At 74.6% G+C, this 19,118-nt stretch carries 16 protein-coding genes and 5 tRNA genes; 9 read left to right on the top strand and 12 right to left on the bottom strand.

Going from position 1 to position 19,118, the window contains the following annotated elements; genetic code table 11:
* Window positions 1-5 precede the first annotated feature (5 nt).
* Together ACGFIG_RS17300 and ACGFIG_RS17305 are read right to left on the bottom strand one after the other, a co-directional pair.
* Window positions 6-80 (bottom strand) — tRNA-Val (locus ACGFIG_RS17300).
* 48 nt (window positions 81-128) lie between these two features.
* A tRNA-Gly gene (locus ACGFIG_RS17305) sits at window positions 129-201 on the bottom strand.
* Between the two features lie 185 nt (window positions 202-386).
* On the opposite strand from ACGFIG_RS17305, the gene ACGFIG_RS17310 reads away from it, so the two are divergent.
* Complete coding sequence (locus tag ACGFIG_RS17310) at window positions 387-626, top strand: DUF6458 family protein (protein WP_393003922.1); 240 nt, start codon at window positions 387-389, stop codon at window positions 624-626.
* Window positions 627-1,231: 605 nt separating this feature from the next.
* Here the strand turns inward: ACGFIG_RS17310 and ACGFIG_RS17315 are convergent.
* The 3 genes from ACGFIG_RS17315 to ACGFIG_RS17325 form a co-directional block, all read right to left on the bottom strand.
* Window positions 1,232-1,306: transfer RNA gene (locus ACGFIG_RS17315), tRNA-Val, on the bottom strand.
* A gap of 13 nt (window positions 1,307-1,319) precedes the next feature.
* Window positions 1,320-1,390: transfer RNA gene (locus ACGFIG_RS17320), tRNA-Cys, on the bottom strand.
* A 34-nt stretch (window positions 1,391-1,424) separates the two neighbouring features.
* Window positions 1,425-1,497 (bottom strand) — tRNA-Gly (locus tag ACGFIG_RS17325).
* Between the two features lie 297 nt (window positions 1,498-1,794).
* Here ACGFIG_RS17325 and ACGFIG_RS17330 point away from each other — a divergent pair.
* Both ACGFIG_RS17330 and ACGFIG_RS17335 read left to right on the top strand, forming a co-directional pair.
* On the top strand, window positions 1,795-2,397 hold the full coding sequence (locus ACGFIG_RS17330) for a TetR/AcrR family transcriptional regulator (protein ID WP_393003924.1): 603 nt from the start codon (window positions 1,795-1,797) through the stop codon (window positions 2,395-2,397).
* A gap of 188 nt (window positions 2,398-2,585) precedes the next feature.
* Entirely contained in the window at window positions 2,586-3,161 is a 576-nt protein-coding gene (locus ACGFIG_RS17335; RefSeq protein ID WP_393003926.1) for a TIGR03086 family metal-binding protein, read from the top strand.
* Between the two features lie 149 nt (window positions 3,162-3,310).
* Here ACGFIG_RS17335 and ACGFIG_RS17340 read toward each other — a convergent pair whose 3' ends face one another.
* The gene (locus ACGFIG_RS17340) at window positions 3,311-4,489 is read right to left on the bottom strand and encodes an alkane 1-monooxygenase (protein WP_393003928.1); all 1,179 of its coding nucleotides are present in this window, start codon (window positions 4,487-4,489) and stop codon (window positions 3,311-3,313) included.
* A 274-nt stretch (window positions 4,490-4,763) separates the two neighbouring features.
* Between ACGFIG_RS17340 and ACGFIG_RS17345 the strand changes: the two genes are divergently transcribed.
* On the top strand, window positions 4,764-7,694 hold the full coding sequence (locus tag ACGFIG_RS17345) for a M36 family metallopeptidase (RefSeq protein ID WP_393003930.1): 2,931 nt from the start codon (window positions 4,764-4,766) through the stop codon (window positions 7,692-7,694).
* A 160-nt stretch (window positions 7,695-7,854) separates the two neighbouring features.
* Here the strand turns inward: ACGFIG_RS17345 and ACGFIG_RS17350 are convergent, their stop codons facing one another.
* Window positions 7,855-8,775, bottom strand: coding sequence for a hypothetical protein (locus ACGFIG_RS17350; protein ID WP_393003932.1), 921 nt, complete (start codon window positions 8,773-8,775; stop codon window positions 7,855-7,857).
* A 352-nt stretch (window positions 8,776-9,127) separates the two neighbouring features.
* Here ACGFIG_RS17350 and ACGFIG_RS17355 point away from each other — a divergent pair, with 352 nt between their 5' ends.
* Both ACGFIG_RS17355 and ACGFIG_RS17360 read left to right on the top strand, forming a co-directional pair.
* Window positions 9,128-9,796, top strand: a complete 669-nt coding sequence (locus ACGFIG_RS17355) for a class I SAM-dependent methyltransferase (protein ID WP_393003934.1) — start codon at window positions 9,128-9,130, stop codon at window positions 9,794-9,796.
* A gap of 9 nt (window positions 9,797-9,805) precedes the next feature.
* On the top strand, window positions 9,806-10,969 hold the full coding sequence (locus ACGFIG_RS17360; RefSeq protein WP_393003936.1) for a cytochrome P450: 1,164 nt from the start codon (window positions 9,806-9,808) through the stop codon (window positions 10,967-10,969).
* A gap of 49 nt (window positions 10,970-11,018) precedes the next feature.
* Here the strand turns inward: ACGFIG_RS17360 and ACGFIG_RS17365 are convergent, their stop codons facing one another.
* The 3 genes from ACGFIG_RS17365 to ACGFIG_RS17375 form a co-directional block, all read right to left on the bottom strand.
* Window positions 11,019-11,303: a hypothetical protein gene (locus ACGFIG_RS17365; protein ID WP_393003938.1), complete on the bottom strand. Its 285-nt coding sequence runs from the start codon at window positions 11,301-11,303 to the stop codon at window positions 11,019-11,021.
* A 54-nt stretch (window positions 11,304-11,357) separates the two neighbouring features.
* Window positions 11,358-12,086: a dethiobiotin synthase gene (gene bioD, locus ACGFIG_RS17370; RefSeq protein WP_393003940.1), complete on the bottom strand. Its 729-nt coding sequence runs from the start codon at window positions 12,084-12,086 to the stop codon at window positions 11,358-11,360.
* 158 nt (window positions 12,087-12,244) lie between these two features.
* A complete protein-coding gene (locus ACGFIG_RS17375; protein WP_393003942.1) occupies window positions 12,245-13,381 on the bottom strand; it encodes an 8-amino-7-oxononanoate synthase in 1,137 nt (378 codons plus the stop codon).
* Between the two features lie 154 nt (window positions 13,382-13,535).
* Here ACGFIG_RS17375 and bioB point away from each other — a divergent pair, with 154 nt between their 5' ends.
* The 3 genes from bioB to ACGFIG_RS17390 are packed head-to-tail and all read left to right on the top strand — an operon-like array spanning window position 13,536 to window position 15,273.
* On the top strand, window positions 13,536-14,531 hold the full coding sequence (gene bioB, locus ACGFIG_RS17380) for a biotin synthase BioB (protein ID WP_393003944.1): 996 nt from the start codon (window positions 13,536-13,538) through the stop codon (window positions 14,529-14,531).
* A gap of 8 nt (window positions 14,532-14,539) precedes the next feature.
* The gene (locus ACGFIG_RS17385; protein ID WP_393003946.1) at window positions 14,540-14,761 is read left to right on the top strand and encodes a hypothetical protein; all 222 of its coding nucleotides are present in this window, start codon (window positions 14,540-14,542) and stop codon (window positions 14,759-14,761) included.
* A 5-nt stretch (window positions 14,762-14,766) separates the two neighbouring features.
* A complete protein-coding gene (locus ACGFIG_RS17390) occupies window positions 14,767-15,273 on the top strand; it encodes a GNAT family N-acetyltransferase (RefSeq protein WP_393003948.1) in 507 nt (168 codons plus the stop codon).
* Window positions 15,274-15,367: 94 nt separating this feature from the next.
* Here the strand turns inward: ACGFIG_RS17390 and ACGFIG_RS17395 are convergent, their stop codons facing one another.
* Window positions 15,368-15,892: a DUF488 family protein gene (locus tag ACGFIG_RS17395; RefSeq protein ID WP_393003950.1), complete on the bottom strand. Its 525-nt coding sequence runs from the start codon at window positions 15,890-15,892 to the stop codon at window positions 15,368-15,370.
* Between the two features lie 167 nt (window positions 15,893-16,059).
* Window positions 16,060-19,011: a glycoside hydrolase family 9 protein gene (locus ACGFIG_RS17400; protein WP_393003952.1), complete on the bottom strand. Its 2,952-nt coding sequence runs from the start codon at window positions 19,009-19,011 to the stop codon at window positions 16,060-16,062.
* Between the last annotated feature and the right edge of the window lie 107 nt (window positions 19,012-19,118).

Raw genomic sequence — 19,118 nt, forward strand, 5'->3', positions numbered from 1 at the left:
ACAGCTGGTGGGCGATACTGGGTTTGAACCAGTGACCTCTTCCGTGTCAAGGAAGCGCGCTCCCACTGCGCCAATCGCCCGGGGTGACCGCCCGACCCGGCAGGCCGGATCACGAGGGGCGGATCGCGAGCGGACGACGGGATTCGAACCCGCGACCCTCACCTTGGCAAGGTGATGCGCTACCAGCTGCGCTACGTCCGCGTGTCACCGGTGTTCCTCGGCGACGGGGGCAACTCTACCCGACGGCAAGATCGCTTGGCACGCCACCCCGCCCGTCCGGCCCACGTCCCCCGCCGCCGGCCCGGCATCGCGGTGGTTGCGCTGGCCACCCACGGGGTAATGAGGTCCATCGACAGCACACCACATCCCTGACGAAGGAGGCTGTCGTGGGTATCGGCACCAGCATCTTCCTGATCGCGCTCGGCGCGATCCTCACCTTCGCGCTCGATGCGAGCCTCGGCGGCCTCAACCTCGACGTCGTCGGCTGGATCCTGATGGCGGCCGGCGTGCTCGGCCTCATCATGACCACGCTCATCTGGGGCCGCCGCCGCCAGGTGGTCAGCACGACCGAGCCCGTCGAGTACCGGCGGGTCGAGGAGCGCCGGGACGTCGCCCCGCCCCTCTGACGCTCATCCACGCGGCCGCCGGAGCTGAACGGTCGCGCAATGCACTGCCGACGTGCCGGTCGCCCGGAGCAGGGTGGCCGGCACATCGCGTCCGCCAGCCGTACGACCAGCCCCGGCGCCCGACAGACGAACGGCGGACGGCGGACGGCGAACGGCGGATGGCGGACGGCGGACGGCGAACGGCGGACGGCGGACGGCGAGGCATGCTGCCGTATCGACGCTGTCGAGCTGATGTCACAGACGACTCAAGCCCCGACCGGTGACCTCCGCGGAGCCGCCCCCGGCCCCGGGCCGAAGCAGTCGCCTGCCAGCGCCGGCGGTGATGTCGCAGGTGGTGGGCACGGACCCTGCTCGCCGCCGTGATCGCCCGGGCGATGATGTCGTAGACGACTCACCTCGACAGGCACACCCACGAGGCACCGCCCGGCCCATCTCAAGCCAGGGCCACGAGGCACCGCCCGTCCTCGGCGAACTGGCCCACCGGTCCGCCGCCGGTGGCCGCGGGTGCACCCCGCCGTGGCCGTCGGCGTTGGCGCAGTCACGAGAGCTCGGCACAGGCGGGAAACGACGAAGGCCCGTCACCGAATGGTGACGGGCCTTCGTGTTGGTGGGCGATACTGGGTTTGAACCAGTGACCTCTTCCGTGTCAAGGAAGCGCGCTCCCACTGCGCCAATCGCCCTCGCTTCTTGCCGAGGTGGGGACGGGATTTGAACCCGCGTACACGGCTTTGCAGGCCGTTGCCTCGCCTCTCGGCCACCCCACCGAGGTTGCCCCCGTCATGCGTGGCGGCAGCTCCGAGCGGACGACGGGATTCGAACCCGCGACCCTCACCTTGGCAAGGTGATGCGCTACCAGCTGCGCTACGTCCGCTTGTCTCCGGCGTTAACCGGTGACGGGTGAGAACTTTAGCCGAGCCGGCGAGCGGTTGCCAAATCGGGGTGACGCCCGGCGCGTCAGGCAGGTAGCCACCGGGCGCCAGCGGTGGCGGAACGGGTGAGGGGCCTCCCTCGGCCTAGGCTTCCTAGGAGGATGAGCCGGCTTCGCCCGCAGGGTCTGGGCGATCCACCCGGATGCGGGCCCGAACTGTCCGGCTTCCGACTGTCGTGAGCGCAAACGGGCCGTCATCCGTAACTGCTCGTGTTCGTCCGAATGGGCTACGGTAACGGCGTGACGAGACGTGCGGCCGAGATCCGCCTGGATGCCCTGCTGCGCACGGCCTGTGACGTGATCGTGGAGCGTGGTCTGGCCAACACCCGCACGGCCGACGTGGCGCAGGCCGCAGGCGTGAGCCAGGCACTGGTCTTCTACCACTTCGCCACCAAGGATCGGCTGCTCGCGCAGGCCTTCGCGTACGCGGTCGAGCAGGATCTGGCCCGGCTGGACGCGGTGATGCGGTCCAGCGCCCCGCCCCTGACCAAGCTCCGCCGGATCGTGCGGCTCTACACACCGGCGGGCCGGGCGACGTCCTGGGCCATGTGGATCGACGGCTGGGCGGAGTCGCTGCGTACCCCGGAGCTGGAGAAGGTCTCCCGCCGGCTCGACCTGCGCTGGCGCGAGGACCTGGCGAAGGTCATCTCGGACGGGGTCCGCGAGGGCACCTTCGAGTGCGCCGACCCCGCAGGGGCGGCGTGGCGGATCAGCGCGGTGATGGACGGGTTGGCGGTGCAGCTCGCGGTGCACGAGCGGGTCATCTCCCGCCGGCAGTTCGCCGAGTGGGTACGCCTGCTCACCGCCCGCGAGCTGGGGCTGGACCCGGCACAGCTGGACTGACCGGGGCGACGGCCACGCCTGGGCCGTCGCTGACGGCCGAGGTCGCCGCTGACCGGGTCGCCGCTGAAGGCCCGGATCGCCGCTGACGGCTGGGCAGCGGGGAGGCCGACCGGGCGAGACCCGCGAGCACGACCGCGAAGCGGGGCAAAACAGCTCGGCTCTCGGGGGCAGCCGGAACAATCGTCGGCATGGACCCGCTGGAGACGTACCGCCGCAGCCTGGCCGACTTCACCGACCGCGTGGAGCAGGTCGGCCCCGGCCAGTGGTCGGACCCGACCCCCTGTCCCGACTGGGACGTGCGGACGCTGGTCAACCACGTGGTGGGCGAGGACCGCTGGAGCGTCGCGTTGCTCGCGGGGCGAACGATCGAAGAGGTGGGCGACCGCTACGACGGCGACGTGCTCGGCCCGGACCCGGCCGGCGCGGCCCGGGAGGCGGCGGGGCAGGCCGAGCTGGCCTTCACCCACCCCGGGGCGCTGGAGCGTACCGTCGCGCTCTCCTCCGGCGAGACGCCCGCCGACGAGTACCTGCACCAGCTGATCGCGGAGCACCTCATCCACGGCTGGGACCTCGCCGTGGCGATCGGCGCGGACCCCCGGCTGGACGCCGACGCGGTCGCCGAGTGCGCGCGGTGGTTCAGCCGGCGTATCGGTGAGTACCAGCGGGGTCGGCTGGTCCGGCCGGAGGTCGACGTGCCGGCGCGGGCGGACGAGCAGGACCGCCTGCTCGCCGCGTTCGGCCGCGACCCCGGCTGGACGCCCTGAGCCACCACTGCGCGACCCCGGCCGGGACGCGGCGACGCGTGGAACCGACCTCCGGCACGGCCGTCCGGTGAGCCGACGCGCGGGCCCGCGGCCGTCCGACGGGCGGAGGCCCCGGCCCGGCCGTCGGGCGGGCGGGTGCCCCTTGGCCGTCAGGCGGCTGCCTGGCCCTGGCGCCAGCGCCGCAGCAGCCGGCGCCGGGCCGGCGGATGGACGTTGGCGAGCGTCAGGTCCCCGCCGTAGTGGGCGAGCACCCGGTGGTCCATCAACCGGCGCCACACCGGCGGCACCAGGGCGGCCACCACCATCGTGGCGTAGCCGGCGGGCAGTTGCGGGGAGGACTCGAAGGTCCGCAGGGTCTGGTAGCGGCGCAGCGGGTTCGCGTGGTGGTCGCTGTGCCGCTGGAGCTGGAACAGGAAGATGTTGGTCACGCTGCGGTCGCTGTTCCAGCTGTGCCGGGGGTCGACCTTCTCGTAGCGGCCGGCGGAGGTGCGCTGCCGGGCCAGCCCGTAGTGCTCCAGGTAGTTGACCACCTCGAGCAGGGAGAACCCGACCACCGCCTGGAGCGCCAGGAACGGCAGCACGCCCGGGCCGAAGGCGACGGCGAGCGCCGCGTAGAGCACGAGGGTCATCGCGAACGCGTTGAGGACGTCGTTGCGCCAGGTCCACGGGCTGCGGCCCCGGACGCGGAACCGGCTGGTCTCCAGCCGCCACGCCGAGCGCAGCCCGCCTGAGACCGTACGCGGCCAGAACGCCCAGAAGCTCTCCCCCAGCCGCGCGCTGGCCGGGTCCTCGGGCGTGGCGACGCGCGTGTGGTGGCCCCGGTTGTGCTCGACGTAGAAGTGCCCGTACGCCGCCGGCGCGAGGGCGATCTTGGACAGCCAGCGCTCCACGGTCTCCCGTTTGTGGCCGAGCTCGTGGGCCGTGTTGATGGCGATGCCGTCGACCACCCCGATCGTGACGATCAGGCCGACCGCGCCGGCCACCGTCAGGTCGCCCCGGGCCCAGACCGCGCAGCAGAGCACCAGGGCCGCGTACTGGGCGGGCAGGTAGAGGTAGGTCAGCCAGCGGTAGTAGCCGTCGGCGGCCAGCCGGGGCACCGCCTCGTCTGGCGGGTTGCACCGGTCCTCGCCGACCAGCATGTCGACCACCGGGATCAGGACGAACACGGCGGCGGGGGTGAGCCACCAGGCCCAGGCGTCGCCGGTGGCCCGCCAGACCAGCCAGGCGTCGAAGGGCAGTGCCGGGACGACCAGCGCCAGCGGCCACCAGGGGCGGCGCACGTCCCGCCAGTCGGCGGTGGCGCCCGTGGTTGCGGGGTCGACGGCCATGGACAGTCTCCGATCTGTCGCAGCCTTCCTCCGACTGTGACAGCCGCCACGACTCTGTACAAGAGACTGTTTTTGTCGATATTGGCGCGGGGCGGACCGCAGGCGCCCGATTCCGGGAGTCACGGCAGGCCGGGCGGCCTCGCGCTCGCCGGACGGCTTGAGTAGGCGCGACCCTTGTTCCCGCCGGGGCGGGCTGATATTCACAGATGCGCATGCGTAACGCGCTGCGCGGGCCGGCGGAGGGCCGGCCACCCCGCTCCCACGAGGAGGTTCCGTGGCACAACCGGAGTGGACACCCTGGATGAGCCGGCGCCGACGCCGGCTCATCCCCGTCCTGGCGGCGACCGCGGTGGCGGCCGCGCTGCTGCCCACCGGCCCCACCGCCGCCGCCCCCACCGGTGGCACCTCCGCCGAGCGGCGCTCCGGCCCGTTCGCCGAGGGGCAGCACCAGCACGCCGACGTCGACAACCGCCCCGGCACCGCCGCCCCCGACGCGCGGCAGCGGGGCCTGGCGCGCAAGGCCGACCCGGACACCCGCTGGAACCGGCTCGGCACCCCGCACGCGCTCGGCCCCGGCAGCGCGCCACTCGCCACCGGCCTGCCCGCCGCGCCGGAGGCGGCCGCCCGCGCGTACCTCGCCGGCCACCGCGACCTCTTCGGGCTGGACGCCACGGCGGTCGACGCGATGGACCGGGTACTGGTCCGGCCCATCGGCGCCGGCGCGGTCGTCACCCTCCGGCAGCGCTTCGGCGACCTGCCGGCCGGGCACGACGGCCTGGTCACCGTCGCGGTCGCCGACGGCAAGGTCCTCGCGGTCAGCTCCTCGCTGTCCCGGGACACCGCCGCGCCGGCACCGGCCACCCTCACCGAGGAGCAGGCGTACGCGGCGGCGCGCGCCGACGCCGGCCTGACCGCCGAGGCGGTACGCAGCCACAGCGTCCGCGCCGTCGCCGTGCCCACCCCGCTCGACGGGCCCCGGGCCGCGTACGAGGTGACCCTGATCGGCGCCGACGCCGACCACCCGGCGGCGTTCACCACGTACGTCGACGGGATCACCGGGCAGGTGCTGGTCCGCGAGGACCTCGTCGACTTCGACTCGGACAACCCGAGCTGGGCGGTCTTCCCGGCCACCCCGCCGCGCGACCTCGGCCCCGGGCAGGATCCCCGGGTGCGCTGGTGCGGCGACCCCGCGCCGAACTGCGAGGCCGCCTTCCGCGACCCGGCCACCGGGCAGCCGTGGGACGTCGACGCGGCCACCGGCACGCCGACCGGCACCGCCCGGGGCAACTCCGCCAACACCGTGCTCTCCTGGGGCGGCGGCACGCCGGCCGTACCGGCCACGCCCAGCCCGGAGCGCCGCTACGAGTACCCGTTCACCGACCAGTGGCACCAGGCCCGCTGCAACCCCGAGGTGTTCACCTCGGCGCAGCGCAACGACGGTGACGCCGCGATCGCCAACCTGTTCGCCATGCACAACCGGATGCACGACTGGGCCTGGCACCTGGGCTTCACCGAGGCGACCTGGAACCTCCAGGCCGTGAACCTGACCCCGGAGGGCCTGGGCGGCGACGCCGAGCAGGGCCGCGCCCAGCAGGGCGCGCTCAGCGGCAACCGGAACAACGCCAACCAGGGCACGCCGCGCGACGGCCTGCCGCCCACCACCAACATGTACCTGTGGCAGCCGCAGGCCGGCGGGCCGTACCCGCCCTGCGTCGACGGCGACTACGACATGACGGTGATCGGGCACGAGTACACCCACGCCATCACCAACCGCATGATCGCCGGCCCGGACAGCGGCATCAGCGGCCACCAGGGCGGCTCGATGGGCGAGTCGTGGAGCGACCTGCTCGCCGCCGAGTACCTCTTCCAGCACGGGCTGCGCGCCCCCGGCGAGACGCCCTACGTCACCGGCGGCTACGTCACCGGCAACCTGGTCAGCGGAATCCGCAACCACGACTTCAGCCGCAGCCCCCTGAACTACTCCGACGTCGGCTACAACACCGGCGGTCCGGCCGTGCACGCCGACGGCGAGATCTGGAGCGCCACCAACTTCCGGGTACGCGCCGCGCTGATGAAGCGCTACGGCGCCGGCACCCCGCGGCTACAGCTCGACTGCGCGCGCGGGCTGGTGGCGGTCGACGAGTGCCCGGGCAACCGGCGCTGGTCGCAGCTGGTCTTCGACTCGTTCCTGCTCCAGGCCGCCAGCCAGGTGAGCATGCTCGACATGCGGGACAACATGCTCACCGCCGACCTGCTGCGCTTCGGCGGCGCCAACCAGGACCTGCTCTGGGCCGAGTTCGCCCGCTCCGGGATGGGCCGCGACGCCGCCACCAACGGCGCCGCCGACACCGACCCGACGCCGAGCTTCGCCGCCCCCGGCGCCGACAACGCGGTGCTCACCCTGCGCCCGAAGGGCGACAGCGCCGAGGCCCCGATCCGGGTGTACGTCGGCGCGTACGAGGCGCGGGCGGTGCCGGTGGCCGACACCGACCCGGCCACCGCGCTGCCGGACACCGTCGAGCTGGTGCCCGGCACGTACCAACTGCTCGCCGTCGCACCCGGCTTCGGCCACCAGCGGCTCACCGTGGTCGCCAGGCCCGGCAAGCAGGGGTACGTCGACCTGCGGATGAGCCGGAACCTGGCGTCCACGGCATCCGGCGCGACGGTCACCGGTGACGGGGTCAACCTGGACCGGATCGCCGACGACACCGAGGCCACCAACTGGGCCTCCCTGGACGGGGTGGCCGGCCGGCAGGTCACCGTGGCGCTGCCGGGGGACGCCCCGCAGGTCGTGAAGCGGGTGAACGTCAGCGCCATGCTGCGCCCGGCGATCTCCGGCGACGCCGACCCGGGCAGCCAGAACGCGCTCAGCGCGCTGCGCTCGTTCGCGGTGTCGGCGTGCAACGCGAAGAAGGCCGACTGCACGGATCCGGCGAACTGGCGTCGGATCCACACCAGCGCGCCCGACGCCTTCCCGGGCGGGGCGTACCGGGCGTACGTGCCGGACATCAACCTGCGCGGGTTCCGGGTGCCGACCACGCTGGCCACGCACCTGCGGCTGGAGGTGCTGGCCAGCCAGTGCACCGGCGGCCCCGCCTACGCCGGTGAGCAGGACGACGACCCGGCGACCACCACCGACTGCGCGACTGCCAGCCCGGCGCGTACCCAGGTGCGCATCGCCGAGTTCCAGGCGTTCTCGAAGTGACCGCCCGTCGGGGCCGGTCGGCGTACCGGCCGGCCCCGACGGACCACCACGAGACCTGACCATCGCCAACCTGAGCACCGCCGGCCTGATTACGACCGGCCTGACGACCACGGGCCTGGGCACCCGCCAGCCTGTCCGTCGTCGGCACGAGCGGTGCGGGTCACCGGCGCCGGCGGTCCCCGAGCAGCGGCGCGGCCCGCCACCGACCGGCCCCGGCAGGGCGGTCCCCACGCCGGTCCGGCCCGGCGTCGCCGTCGGAACGGCCTGCCGGTGCGCGACGCGATGGTGGCGGCCCGGCATCGGCGCCGGCCGCCGTCAGGTGCCGCAACCGCAGCAGCAGGCCGAGGCCGAGCGAGAGCAGCAGCCCGCCGAGCAGGAACGCCGCCTGCACCGCCCCGAAGCCGCCGCTCCCGGCCAGCGGCCGTCCCGCGTCGGCCGCGGTGGGCGCCTCGTCGGACACCGGCTCGTCGGTGGCGGGCTCGTCGGTGGCGGGCACCTCCCCGGCCTCCACCGCCCCGGTCTCCTCGGCCGACGGGTCGGTCGGCTCGGCGGTGGTGGCATCGGGCTCCGGCTCCTCGCTCGGGGCAGTCCGCGCATTCGGGCCGATCACCGACCGCGTCGCCGTCTGCCGCGACAGCAGCCGCAGGTTCGCGTCGTACGCCTCCGCCGCCAGGGTGATCCGCCCCCGGGTGACGTCCCCGGCGAAGGCCACCCGGTAGCGGGCGGTGACCGTCCGTCCGGGGCAGAGCGTGCCCGGGTCGAGCCGGCGGTCCGTCAGCCGGGCCACGTTCCCGTCGGCGCGGATGTCCAGCGGGAACGAGCCGTTCTCCTCGATCCGGTCCATCCTGACCTGGTCGAGCCGGAGCCCACGTACCCGCAGCACCATGGACCAGCGCACCTTGACGCAGCCCCCGCCGTCGCGGGAGACCACGGCGGAGAGGGTCTCGACCCGGTCCCCCGCGGTGAACTCGTCCGGCAGGCCGCTCAGTTCCGTGGCGAAGGCCGCCTGCGCGGGCGCGGGCAGAGCCGCCCCGGCCAGGCAGGCGAGCACCACCGCGACCCGTTGCGCGTACCGCCACACCGTCGCCACCTCCCGTCGGTCGCCGCCTCCCCCGCCACGCTGCCAGCGCCGCCAACCGGCCGGTAGACGGGCGTGTTCGCACCGGTCGCCAAGCACGGCGGCCACTTTCACCGAGAGTGGTGAACCGGTCACCCCTCCCCCGCGACACGCCGAGGCGGCCGCCAGCGCGGCGGAGGCGGTCGGCCGGGTGGCAGCGATCGGCGCGGTCCGGCGACCGAGACGGTTCAGGTGGCGGTCGTCGGCGCGGTCGGGCGGCGGAGACGCTGGGATGGCGGCCGGCGCGGCCAGGCGGCGTGGCGGGCCCGGGGTGGCGGCGGTCGGCGGGTTCGGGCGGCGGGAGAGAATCGTCGGCGTGTCCGAGCTCTCCGCCGCCTTCGTCCGGCTGCACGCCAGCCTCACCCCGGTCGCCTTCGTGCCCGAGGTGCGGCTGCACCAGGCCCACGACGCCATCGGGCTGTGGGAGTTGACCGAGGGCGAGTTCCGCAGCGCCCAGCCGCCGCCGTTCTGGGCCTTCGCCTGGGCCGGCGGGCAGGCGCTCGCCCGGTACGTCACCGACCACCCGGAGCTGGTCGCCGGCCGCCGGGTGCTCGACCTCGCCGCGGGCTCCGGCCTGGTCGCCATCGCCGCCGCGCGGGTCGGCGCCGCCACCGTGCGCGCGGTGGAGATCGACGAGCTGGCCGTCGCGGCCGTCGCGGTCAACGCCGACGCCAACGGGGTACGCGTCGACGCCGAACTCGGCGACATCCTCGACGGTGACGCCGCCGGGGCCGAGGTGGTGCTCGCCGGCGACGTCTTCTACAGCCAGGCGATGGCCAACCGGGTGCTGCGCTTCCTGCTGCGGGCCGCCCGCGCCGGGGCCCGGGTGCTGGTCGGCGATCCCGGTCGGGCCTTCCTGCCCCGCGAGCGCTTCGACGAGCTGGCCGTCTACGACGTGCCGGTGCCCGAGACGCTGGAGAGCGTACGGGTGAAGCGCACCACCGTGTGGCAGTTGCGGGCGGGGCTGCCGAGGGCCGGCCGCTAACGTGTCGGCGTGCTGTTCCGGAGCTGGGCGCAGACCGCCGACGCGCACTGGCCGGACCTGGCCCGGGTGCGCGACCACGTGGGCGTCACGCACCTGGTGGTGACCCGGCACGCCCTGGTCCGCCAAGTGCTCACCGACGCGGCGACGTACCGGCCCGACAACGCGCTGGACGCGGTGACCCCGGTTCCCGTGGCCGCGCTGCGGGTGCTGGCCGGGCACCGGTTCCGGCTGCCGCCGACCCTGGCGAACAACGGCGGCGCCAGCCACCCGGCGATCCGGGCGATCGTCGCCGACGCCCTGCACCCGACGCGGATCGCGGCACAGCGGCCCTGGCTGACCAGCCTGGTCCGGGAGCGCGTCGGCAGGATCGACGCCACCCTGGACGCGGGCGCGCCGGTGGACCTCTACGCCGAACTCGCCGCCGACCTGCCGCTGCTGGTGCTGGCCCGGCTGGTCGAGCTGCCGGACGCGCCGGTCGGCGCGGTGAAGGAGTTCGCCCGCGCCGCGCTGGAACTGTTCTGGGCGCCGCTGGACGCCGAGCGGCAGCAGGCCCTCGCCGCCGAGGTGGGCCGCTTCCACCGGGTACTGCGGGAGTTCGCGGCGACCGGGGGCGGGCTGGCCGGGTCGCTGCGGGCCGCCGGGCACCCGCCCGACGTGGTGGTCGGCGCGCTGTTCTTCCTGCTGGTGGCCGGCCAGGAGACCACCTCGCAGTTCCTCACCCTGCTGCTGCACCGGCTGACCGGCGAGCCGGCCGTACTGACCGGCCTGCGCGACGGCACCGTCGCGGTCACCGACGTGGTCGAGGAGGGGCTGCGGCTGGAGCCGCCCATCGTGACGTGGCGACGGGTGGCGGCGGTGGACACCACGCTGGGCGGTACGGCGGTGCCGGCGGGCACCAGCATCGTGCTCTGGCTGGCCCGCGCCGGCCGGGACCCGGCCGCCGTCGACGCGCCGGACGAGTTCCGTCCCGGGCAGCGCGGCTCCCGCCGGCACCTGGCCTTCGGCGCGGGCGCACACCGCTGCGTCGGCGACCAGTTGGCCCGGATGGAGGCGGCCGTGGTGGTCGCCGAGACCGCCGGGCTGCTGGACGGGGTCACCGTGCTCCGTGAGCCCTGGTGCCCGGACAACCTGACCTTCCGGATGCCCGACGCCCTCGTCGTCCGCCGGCGCTGACCGGGCACTCACGCGAGCGTTGCCCGCGCAGTGGCACGAGGCTCGGTGATCAGGACGCCATGAAACTCTCCCGGCGGTAGCTGAACACCGGGATCGCGAAGAGGAAGTTGCCGCCCAGTAGTGACCCGAGCACCACGGCGACCAGGGCGGCCACCGGCCATCGCCGGCTGACCGCGACCGCCGCGGCGAGCAGCAGCAGCGCGCCGACCGTCAGGGCGATGGCCCGCCCCGAATGCGGCGGAGTGACGCCCGCGTACCCGATCGGGGCGGCGGTGGCCGCCCACAGGACCAGGTCGGCGGTTCGTCGTCGGGCTGCGGACCCCCAACTTTCCACGGCGGCCAGGCTACCCACGCCCGACCTGCGTCGACACCGACGAAAGTCAGGTGCTCAGCTGATCTCCTCGGCCCAGGCGCGCCAGTCGTCGAGCACGCCGTACAGGGCCGGAGTGAGCCAGCCGGACGCGGACCGGCGGAAGACCCCCGGATCCATCGCCCCGGTACCGGCCGGCAGGGCACCCAGCAGCTTCGGCACCATGTCGGTCAGGTTGGCCCAGTGCACCAGCTCCGGCGCGGCCGGCCAGGCCCCGACCACGACACCCGCCGGTATCGCCCGGCGCTCCAACGCCTCCAGCGTCAGCGCCGTGTGGTTCAGGGTGCCCAGGCCCGCCCGGGTGACCACCACGGCCCGGCAGTCCAGCGCCACCGCCAGGTCCGCGACCGTCCAGGGCGTCCCCTCCGGCCGCAACCCCATCGGTACGAGCAGGCCGCCCGCGCCCTCGACGAGCACCAGGTCGTGCTTGTCGGTCTCCTCGCGGATCGCGTCGACGGCGGTCTGGAGTTCCAGCGGCTCCAGCTCGGCGACCCGGGCCGCCGCCAGCGGGGCGAGCGGGTCGGGGAAGCTGGCCAGGGTCCGGCCGGTCAGCGGGGCGGCCAGCCGGTTGACCGCGTCGACGTCGCCGGGCTCACCGCCGGCCGTACCCGTCTGGGCGGGTTTGACCACCGCGACCCGCAGGCCGGCCGCCTGCGCGGCGGCGGCGATCGCCGCGGTGACGACCGTCTTGCCGACGTCGGTGTCGGTGCCCGTCACCAGCACCGGCCCCCGCCACGGCCCGGTCATGACACCACCCCGACTCGCAAAACCGGCTCACTCCTCGCGCTCACGGGGCCACCTTCGTTCGCGACTGCGGGGCTCGCAAACCCCGCTCACTCCTCGCGCTCACGGGGCCACCTTTGTTCGCGACTGCGGGGCTCGCAAACCCCGCTCACTCCTCGCGCTCACGGGGCACACTCCACTATGGCCTCCAGGGCCCGCTCGAAGTCCGCCCGGGGGACGCCCGCGCTGATCGTCAACCGCAGTCGTGACCGGCTGTCCGGCGTGGACGGCGGCCGGAAGCAGCCGACGGCGACGCCCCGGTCGCGACAGTCGGCCGCCCAGGCGGTCGCCGCCTCGGGGCCGGGAGCGGCGACCGAGACGACCGCGCCGTCGGGCGCCGAGACCGTCAGCCCGGCGGCGCCGAGCCGGCGCACGGCCAGGGCGGCGCGGTCCGCCAACTCGGCGCGCAGGTGGTCGCCGTCCCGGGCCAGCCCCACGGCGACGTGCACACCGGCGGCGACGGCCGGGGGCAGGGCGGTGTCGAAGATGAAGGTACGGCCGGTCTCGATCACGTGCCGGACGAACTCCTCCGGCCCCGCCACCAGCCCGCCCGCGCCGCCGAGGGCCTTGGAGAGGGTGGCCGTGACCACCACGTCGGGCTGGCCGGCGAGGCCGGCGGCGGCGACACCCCCGGCGCCGGCCGGGCCGGTCACGCCGAGGGCGTGCGCGTCGTCGACCAGCAGCAACGCGCCGTGCTCCCGGGCGACGGCGTGCAGCCGGGCCAGCGGGGCGAGGTCGCCGTCGACGGAGAAGACCGACTCGGTGACGACCACCGCCGGCCGGCCCGGCGCGGCAGCCAGCGCGGCGGCCACCGCCGCGACGTCGGCGTGCGGGGTCACGACGGTCTCCGCGCCCGAGATCCGGCAGCCGTCGATCAGCGACGCGTGGTTGTGGGCGTCGGAGACGAGCAGCGTACGGGGCCGCACCAGTGCCCGTACGGCGGCGAGGTTGGCCAGGTAGCCGGAGGAGAAGACGAGTGCCCGGGCGGCGCCGAGCCAGTCGGCGAGGGCACCCTCGAGCGCGTGGTGGGCGTCGGTGGAGCCCCGCACCAGCCGCGACCCGGTGGCCCCCAGCCCGTACGCCGACAGGGCCCGCGCCGCGGCGGCGGTGACCTCGGGGTGGGTGGCCAGGCCGAGGTAGTCGTTGCCGGCCAGGTCGATCATGGCGTCGCCGGCGGCCCGGGGTCGCAGCCGGCGGGTGAGTCCCGCCTTCGCGCGCAGTACGGCGCGGCGGTCGAGCGCCGCCAGCCAGTCCGCCACCGTCACCCCCACACGCCCGCGCCGGCCGCCGTCGGCCGCTTCCGCCGGGCGAAATTACCACCCGCCGGCCACCGCCCGGCGTGTCCACCCGGCGTCCCCGGCCCCGACACGCGGGCCATTCTCCCCGCTGGGGCGGCCTTGTAGGGTACGAGCCATGCCAGAGATCCTCGACCAGGCCCGTACCCAGGTGCTGGAGAACGGCGTCGGTCTCGACGAGGCCGGCGTCCTCGCCGTGCTGAACCTGCCCGACGAGCACCTTCCCGCCGCCCTCCAGCTCGCCCACGAGGTGCGGATGCGCTGGTGCGGGCCGGAGGTGGAGGTCGAGGGGATCGTCTCGCTGAAGACCGGCGGGTGCCCGGAGGACTGCCACTTCTGCTCGCAGTCCGGCCTGTTCACCTCGCCGGTGCGCGCGGTCTGGCTGGACATCCCCTCGCTGGTCGAGGCGGCGAAGCAGACCGCGGCGACCGGCGCGACGGAGTTCTGCATCGTGGCGGCCGTGCGCGGCCCGGACGCCCGGTTGATGAAGCAGATGCGCGAGGGCGTCGCCGCGATCAAGGCCGAGGTCGACATCCAGGTGGCGGCGTCGCTGGGCATGCTCAGCCAGGAGCAGGTCGACGAGCTGGTCGACATGGGCGTGCACCGCTACAACCACAACCTGGAGACCTGCCGCTCCTACTTCCCCAACGTGGTCACCACGCACTCCTGGGAGGAGCGCTGGGAGACGCTGCGGATGGTCCGCGAGTCGGGCATGGAGGTCTGCTGCGGTGGCATCCTCGGCCTCGGCGAGACGGTGGAGCAGCGGGCCGAGTTCGCCGCGCAGCTCGCCGAGCTGGACCCGCACGAGGTCCCGCTGAACTTCCTCAACCCCCGTCCCGGCACGCCGCTGGGCGACCGGCCGGTGGTGGAGGGCAAGGACGCGCTGCGCGCCATCGCCGCCTTCCGGCTGGCCATGCCGCGCACCATCCTGCGGTACGCGGGCGGCCGGGAGATCACCCTCGGTGACCTGGGCACCCGCGACGGCCTGCTCGGCGGCATCAACGCGGTCATCGTCGGCAACTACCTGACGACCCTGGGTCGACCGGCGACGGCCGACCTGGAGCTGCTCGACGACCTGAAGATGCCGGTCAAGGCGCTCTCCGCGACGCTGTGACCACCCCGGTGACGAGCAGCGACACGGTGCCGGCGGCCGACGGGGCGTCGGCCGCCTGGTGCGACCGCTGCGGCGAGGCCGTGGCGGCCGGGTCGCACGACGCGTGCGCGGCGGCCCGCATGCTGGAGCCGCCGCGCTTCTGCGCGTACTGCCGGCGGCGGATGAAGGTGCAGGTGCTGCCGGTCGGCTGGGCGGCGGTCTGCGTCGAGCACGGCGAGATCCGGGGCTGAGGCGGATGCTGCGGGGGCGGATGGTGACCCTGCGGCCGGCGACGGCCGCGGACGTGCCGGCGCTCGCCGCGATCCGGGCAACCCCCGAGGTCCGACGCTGGTGGCGCGGCGGCGACGACCTCGCCGCCGCCGTCCGGGCCGACCTCGCCGACGAGGCCCTGACGGTGTACGCGGTCGAACACGACGGCCGCGTCGTCGGCGCGATCCAGTGGTACGCCGAGGACGACCCGGACTACCGGCACGCCAGCATGGACGTCTTCCTCGACCCGGCGGTACGCGGCGCGGGGCTGGGCGGGGACGTTATCCGCACCCTGGCCCGGCACCTGATCGACGCGCACGGGCACCACCGGTTCACCATCGACCCGGCGGCGGCGAACACGGCGGCCGTGCGGGCGTACGCGAAGGTCGGCTTCCGTCCCGTCGGGGTGCTGCGCCGATACGAGCGCGGCGAGGACGGGCGCTGGCACGACGGGCTGCTGATGGACCTGCTCGCCGACGAACTGGTCGACTGACCCGGACGCGCCGGGCCGAGAGCCCGACCGCCGGACGCGCCCGCCCCGCCGTCGGCCACCTGCCCGCCCGTCGATCAGCCGCCCGCGCCGCCGGTCAGCCGTCCCAGACGAGGTCGCCGTCGGGTAGCCGGCGGGCACCCTCGGCGGGGCGGTGCGGGGTGAGCCGACCGTCGGGCATCAGGTGGCGTACCGGCACGCCGCGCCCCAGCACGGCGACGTCGGCGATCAGCCGCCGGTGACAGCGCCACCAGACGCTCTCGCTGCACATCACCGCCGTGCTCCGGGCCGCCGCGTCGGCCAGCACCGCGTCCAGCGCCGCCCGGAAGTCGGCGGTACGGGTGTACGCCGCGTACGCCCGGAAGGCCGCGACGGTCCACCAGGTGTCCGGCTCGTCGACCCCGGCCGGGGTGTGTCGCCGGCCGCCGAGGCGCTGCTCCCAGCGGTAGTCCACGCCGGCCGCCGGCAGCCAGCGGGCCAGCTCCTCCCGGCGTACGTCCGGGTTGGTCCGGCTGGCCGGGAACCGCCGCACGTCCACAACGAGCGCGACCCGGGCGCCGGTCAGCAGCTCGCCCAGCCGCTCCCGGTCCGCCGCCCCGTGCCCCACCGTCACCAGCTCCACGGGGAGGGAATGCCCCGAATCGCGGCCGGCTACCGCCCGGATCTCCGCGCGGGGCGGCGGGCGGCGCGGCCGGCCGCGAGGGTGGGACGGATTCCCCGTGAACGGCAACTGTCCGAGATTCCGCCGGTGGCGCGGACGGTGACGTCCGCGCCACCCACGGTGGTGCGTCAAGAGGCGGTGCAGGGGGTGCCGTTGAGGGTGAAGGCGGTGGGTTTCGGGTTCGAGCCGGTGTGGGTGCCGTTGAAGCCGAAGCTCGTCGACGCCCCCGGCGCGAGCCTGCCGTTGTAGGCGATGTTGGTGGCGGTGACCGCGGTGCCGGTCTGGGTCCAGGTCGCCGACCAGCCCTGGCCCACCTTCTGCCCGGCACTCGGGAAGGTGAAGGCGAGGGTCCAGCCGTCGATCGCGGTCGTGCCGGTGTTGGTGACCGTGAGGTTCGCGGTGAAGCCGGTGTCCCAGCTGTTGGCCGTCCAGGTGACGGCGCAGCCGCCGGACGCGGGCGGGTCGGCGGTGGTGACGGCGACCGGCGCGGACGCCGTCGAGACGTTGCCGGCCGCGTCCACGGCCACCACGTGGAACTGGTACGCGGTGGCGGCGGTCAGCCCGGTCACCGCCAGCGTGGTGCCGGTGGGCGAGCCGACCAGTGTGTCCCCGCCGGTGGCCGACCGGTAGACCCGGTAGCCGGTGACGCCGACGTTGTCGGTCGACGCCGCCCAGCTCAGGGTGAGCCCGGTGGCGGTGACCGCCGAGGCGGTCGGCGTACCGGGGCGGGTCGGGGCGACCGTGTCGGGGGCCGGCGCGGCGGGCGTGGTCACCTCGGCCACGGGCGAGGCGGCCGAGCGGTTGCCGGCGCCGTCGCGGGCCCGCACCGTGAACCGGTACGTCCGCTCCGGCAGCAGCCCGGTCACCGCCAGGGTGTTGGTGGCCGTGTTGAGCAGGACGAGCGCGTCGCTGCCCACCTGTGCCTGGGTGACCTCGTAGCCGGCCAGCCCGCTGCCGCCGGCGTCGGTGGACGCGGGCCAGGTGAGGGTCAGCCCCGTGGCGGTGACGGCCGAGGCGACGGGGGTGCCGGGGGCGGTCGGCGGGGTGGTGTCCGGGGTGGCCGGCCCGGGTTCCTCGCCCCAGATCCGGGTGCCGCCGGAATAGAGCGTGACCTTCCGGTTCGGCCCCGCCGTCGCCTGGTACGACGGGTCGTTCGTCGGGTCCCAGGTGCCGCCCTCGGGCACACCGATCTTGAACTGCACCTCCATCCGGTGCTGCGACTGCCCGGCGGGCGCGATGGTGTGCCCGGTGCAGTCCACCTCGACGTACCAGATGTCGCCGGAGAACTGCCTGGCCGTGGTCGGCGACGGGCAGCCCTGGGTGTAGCCGGGGGTGACCGTGACGGGGCCGGTGCCGTCGGGGCGGAAGTAGTAGCGGAACTTCCCGTCGGTCAGGGCGCGGGCCGGGAAGGCCGACTTGTTGTAGATCATGGTCTTCAAGCCGGTGGCGCGCGGCTCGGCCTGCATGACCGTGGTCTCGACGGTCAGCTCGTCGATGTCGGGGGTCTCGGCGCGGGGGAAGCCGGCGAGCGGGGTGCCGCCGTACTCCTGGGTGAGCCGGGCCAGCGCGGAGGTGAAGCCCGCGTTGTAGTCGGTGGCGACCTCGTTCATCACGTAGTCCGACCGGCTGTCGGTGTACGCGTCGTTGGCCGCCGACGGGCCGCCGACGAGCGCGCCGTAGAGGGTGTGCCGGGTCTCGACGGGCACGGTCTGGCTGTCCCACCAGGAGCCGTGCGCGGTGCGGTGGTGCGGGTTCTTCGGCGGGTTGGCGCCGAACCCGATGACGTAGCTGGAGGCGCGCGGGTTGTCGCCGAGCGCGTAGTCGATCTGCCGGACGGCGAAGTCCTTGTAGCGGGCCTTACGGGTGGCGTCGGTGGTCTTGTCGCTGTAGACGAGGGCCGCGAAGGCGGTGTTCGCGGCGTAGCGCAGGGCGCCCCACGAGTCGAGCACGGCCATCCCGCCGGGCGAGTACGGCACCCGCTGCCCGTTGACGCCGACGGTCCAGTAGTCCAGCCAGCGGTTGGCGTCGTCGACGTACTTCTGCTTGCCGGTCAGGTTGGCCAGCAGCACGTACGCCCCGAACTGCTTGTTGTCCCAGGCGATGGTCCACTTGTAGGACCGGGTGGTGCTCTGGTTCTCGGTGCCGAGCCTGTCGTACTCGCTCTCGGCCTTGGCGAGGTAGGCGGCGTCGCCGGTGGCCCGGTACAGCCAGATGGCGGACCACACCAGCTCGTCCTGCCAGCCGCTCCAGGAGCGGTAGAAGCTGGTCGCGTCGGTGATGCACTCGTGGTAGCTCTTCCGCACGGTGTCGGCGAAGGTGTGGAGCTGCTTGGCGTGCCCGAGCAGCCGGTCGGCGTAGGCGGCGTCGGTGGGCCGGAAGACCATCGACGACGCGGCCATCGCCGCCGCCGTCTCCCCCGCCAGGTCCGCGCCGCCACAGCTCGCGTCGATCTTGTACGCCGGCCGCGCCATCGGCAGCACCTCGGCCGGGCCCCACCACTTGTGGTCGTCGTCGCCCTTGCCGACCTGCCCGTAGAGCACGTTGGGAGCTGGGTGCGCCTTGACGAAGTAGTCGTTGACGAAGCGCAGGTTGTTGAGCAGGTGCGGCAGCTGGCCGCTGGCGACGTAGCCGTCGCGGTACTCGACGGCGCCCCAGGCGAGCATGGTGGCGCTGAACGCCATCGGGAAGCCGAACTTCACGTGGTCGCCGGCGTCGTACCAGCCGCCGGTGAGGTCCACTCCGACGTCGGCCCCGTCGGTGAGCGCGGAGTCGCCGCGCCAGGAGACCCGGTTCCAGCTCGGCAGCGGGCCGGACTGCTGCGCCTCGTAGAACAGGAGCGACTTCTGCAACGCCTCGGCGTAGTTGAATGCGCCGGCCGCGGCGGGCGCGACCCGCGTCGTGTCGCCGGCGGACGCAGCGTTGGTGGCCGCGGCGGTCCGCGGCTCGTCCCCGGCCGCGGAGGCGGTCGCCGGACCGGCGCCGGCGAGGGCGAGGCCGGCGGCGAGGGCGGCGCCGGCGGCCAGCAGGCGGCGCGACCGGGGCTGGCCGCCCGGCGGGCGTGGACGTCTCGGATGGCGCATGGCGGTGCTCCTGTCGGTGGTGTCGCCGTCGGCACCGGAAGGGCGCGGTACTGCGGGCGGTGCCGGTCCGCGTGGCGACGAGGTGGTGGGGACGGTGGGGTACGGCC

The sequence above is a fragment of the Micromonospora sp. NPDC049048 genome (assembly GCF_043197615.1).
Classification (GTDB): domain Bacteria; phylum Actinomycetota; class Actinomycetes; order Mycobacteriales; family Micromonosporaceae; genus Micromonospora.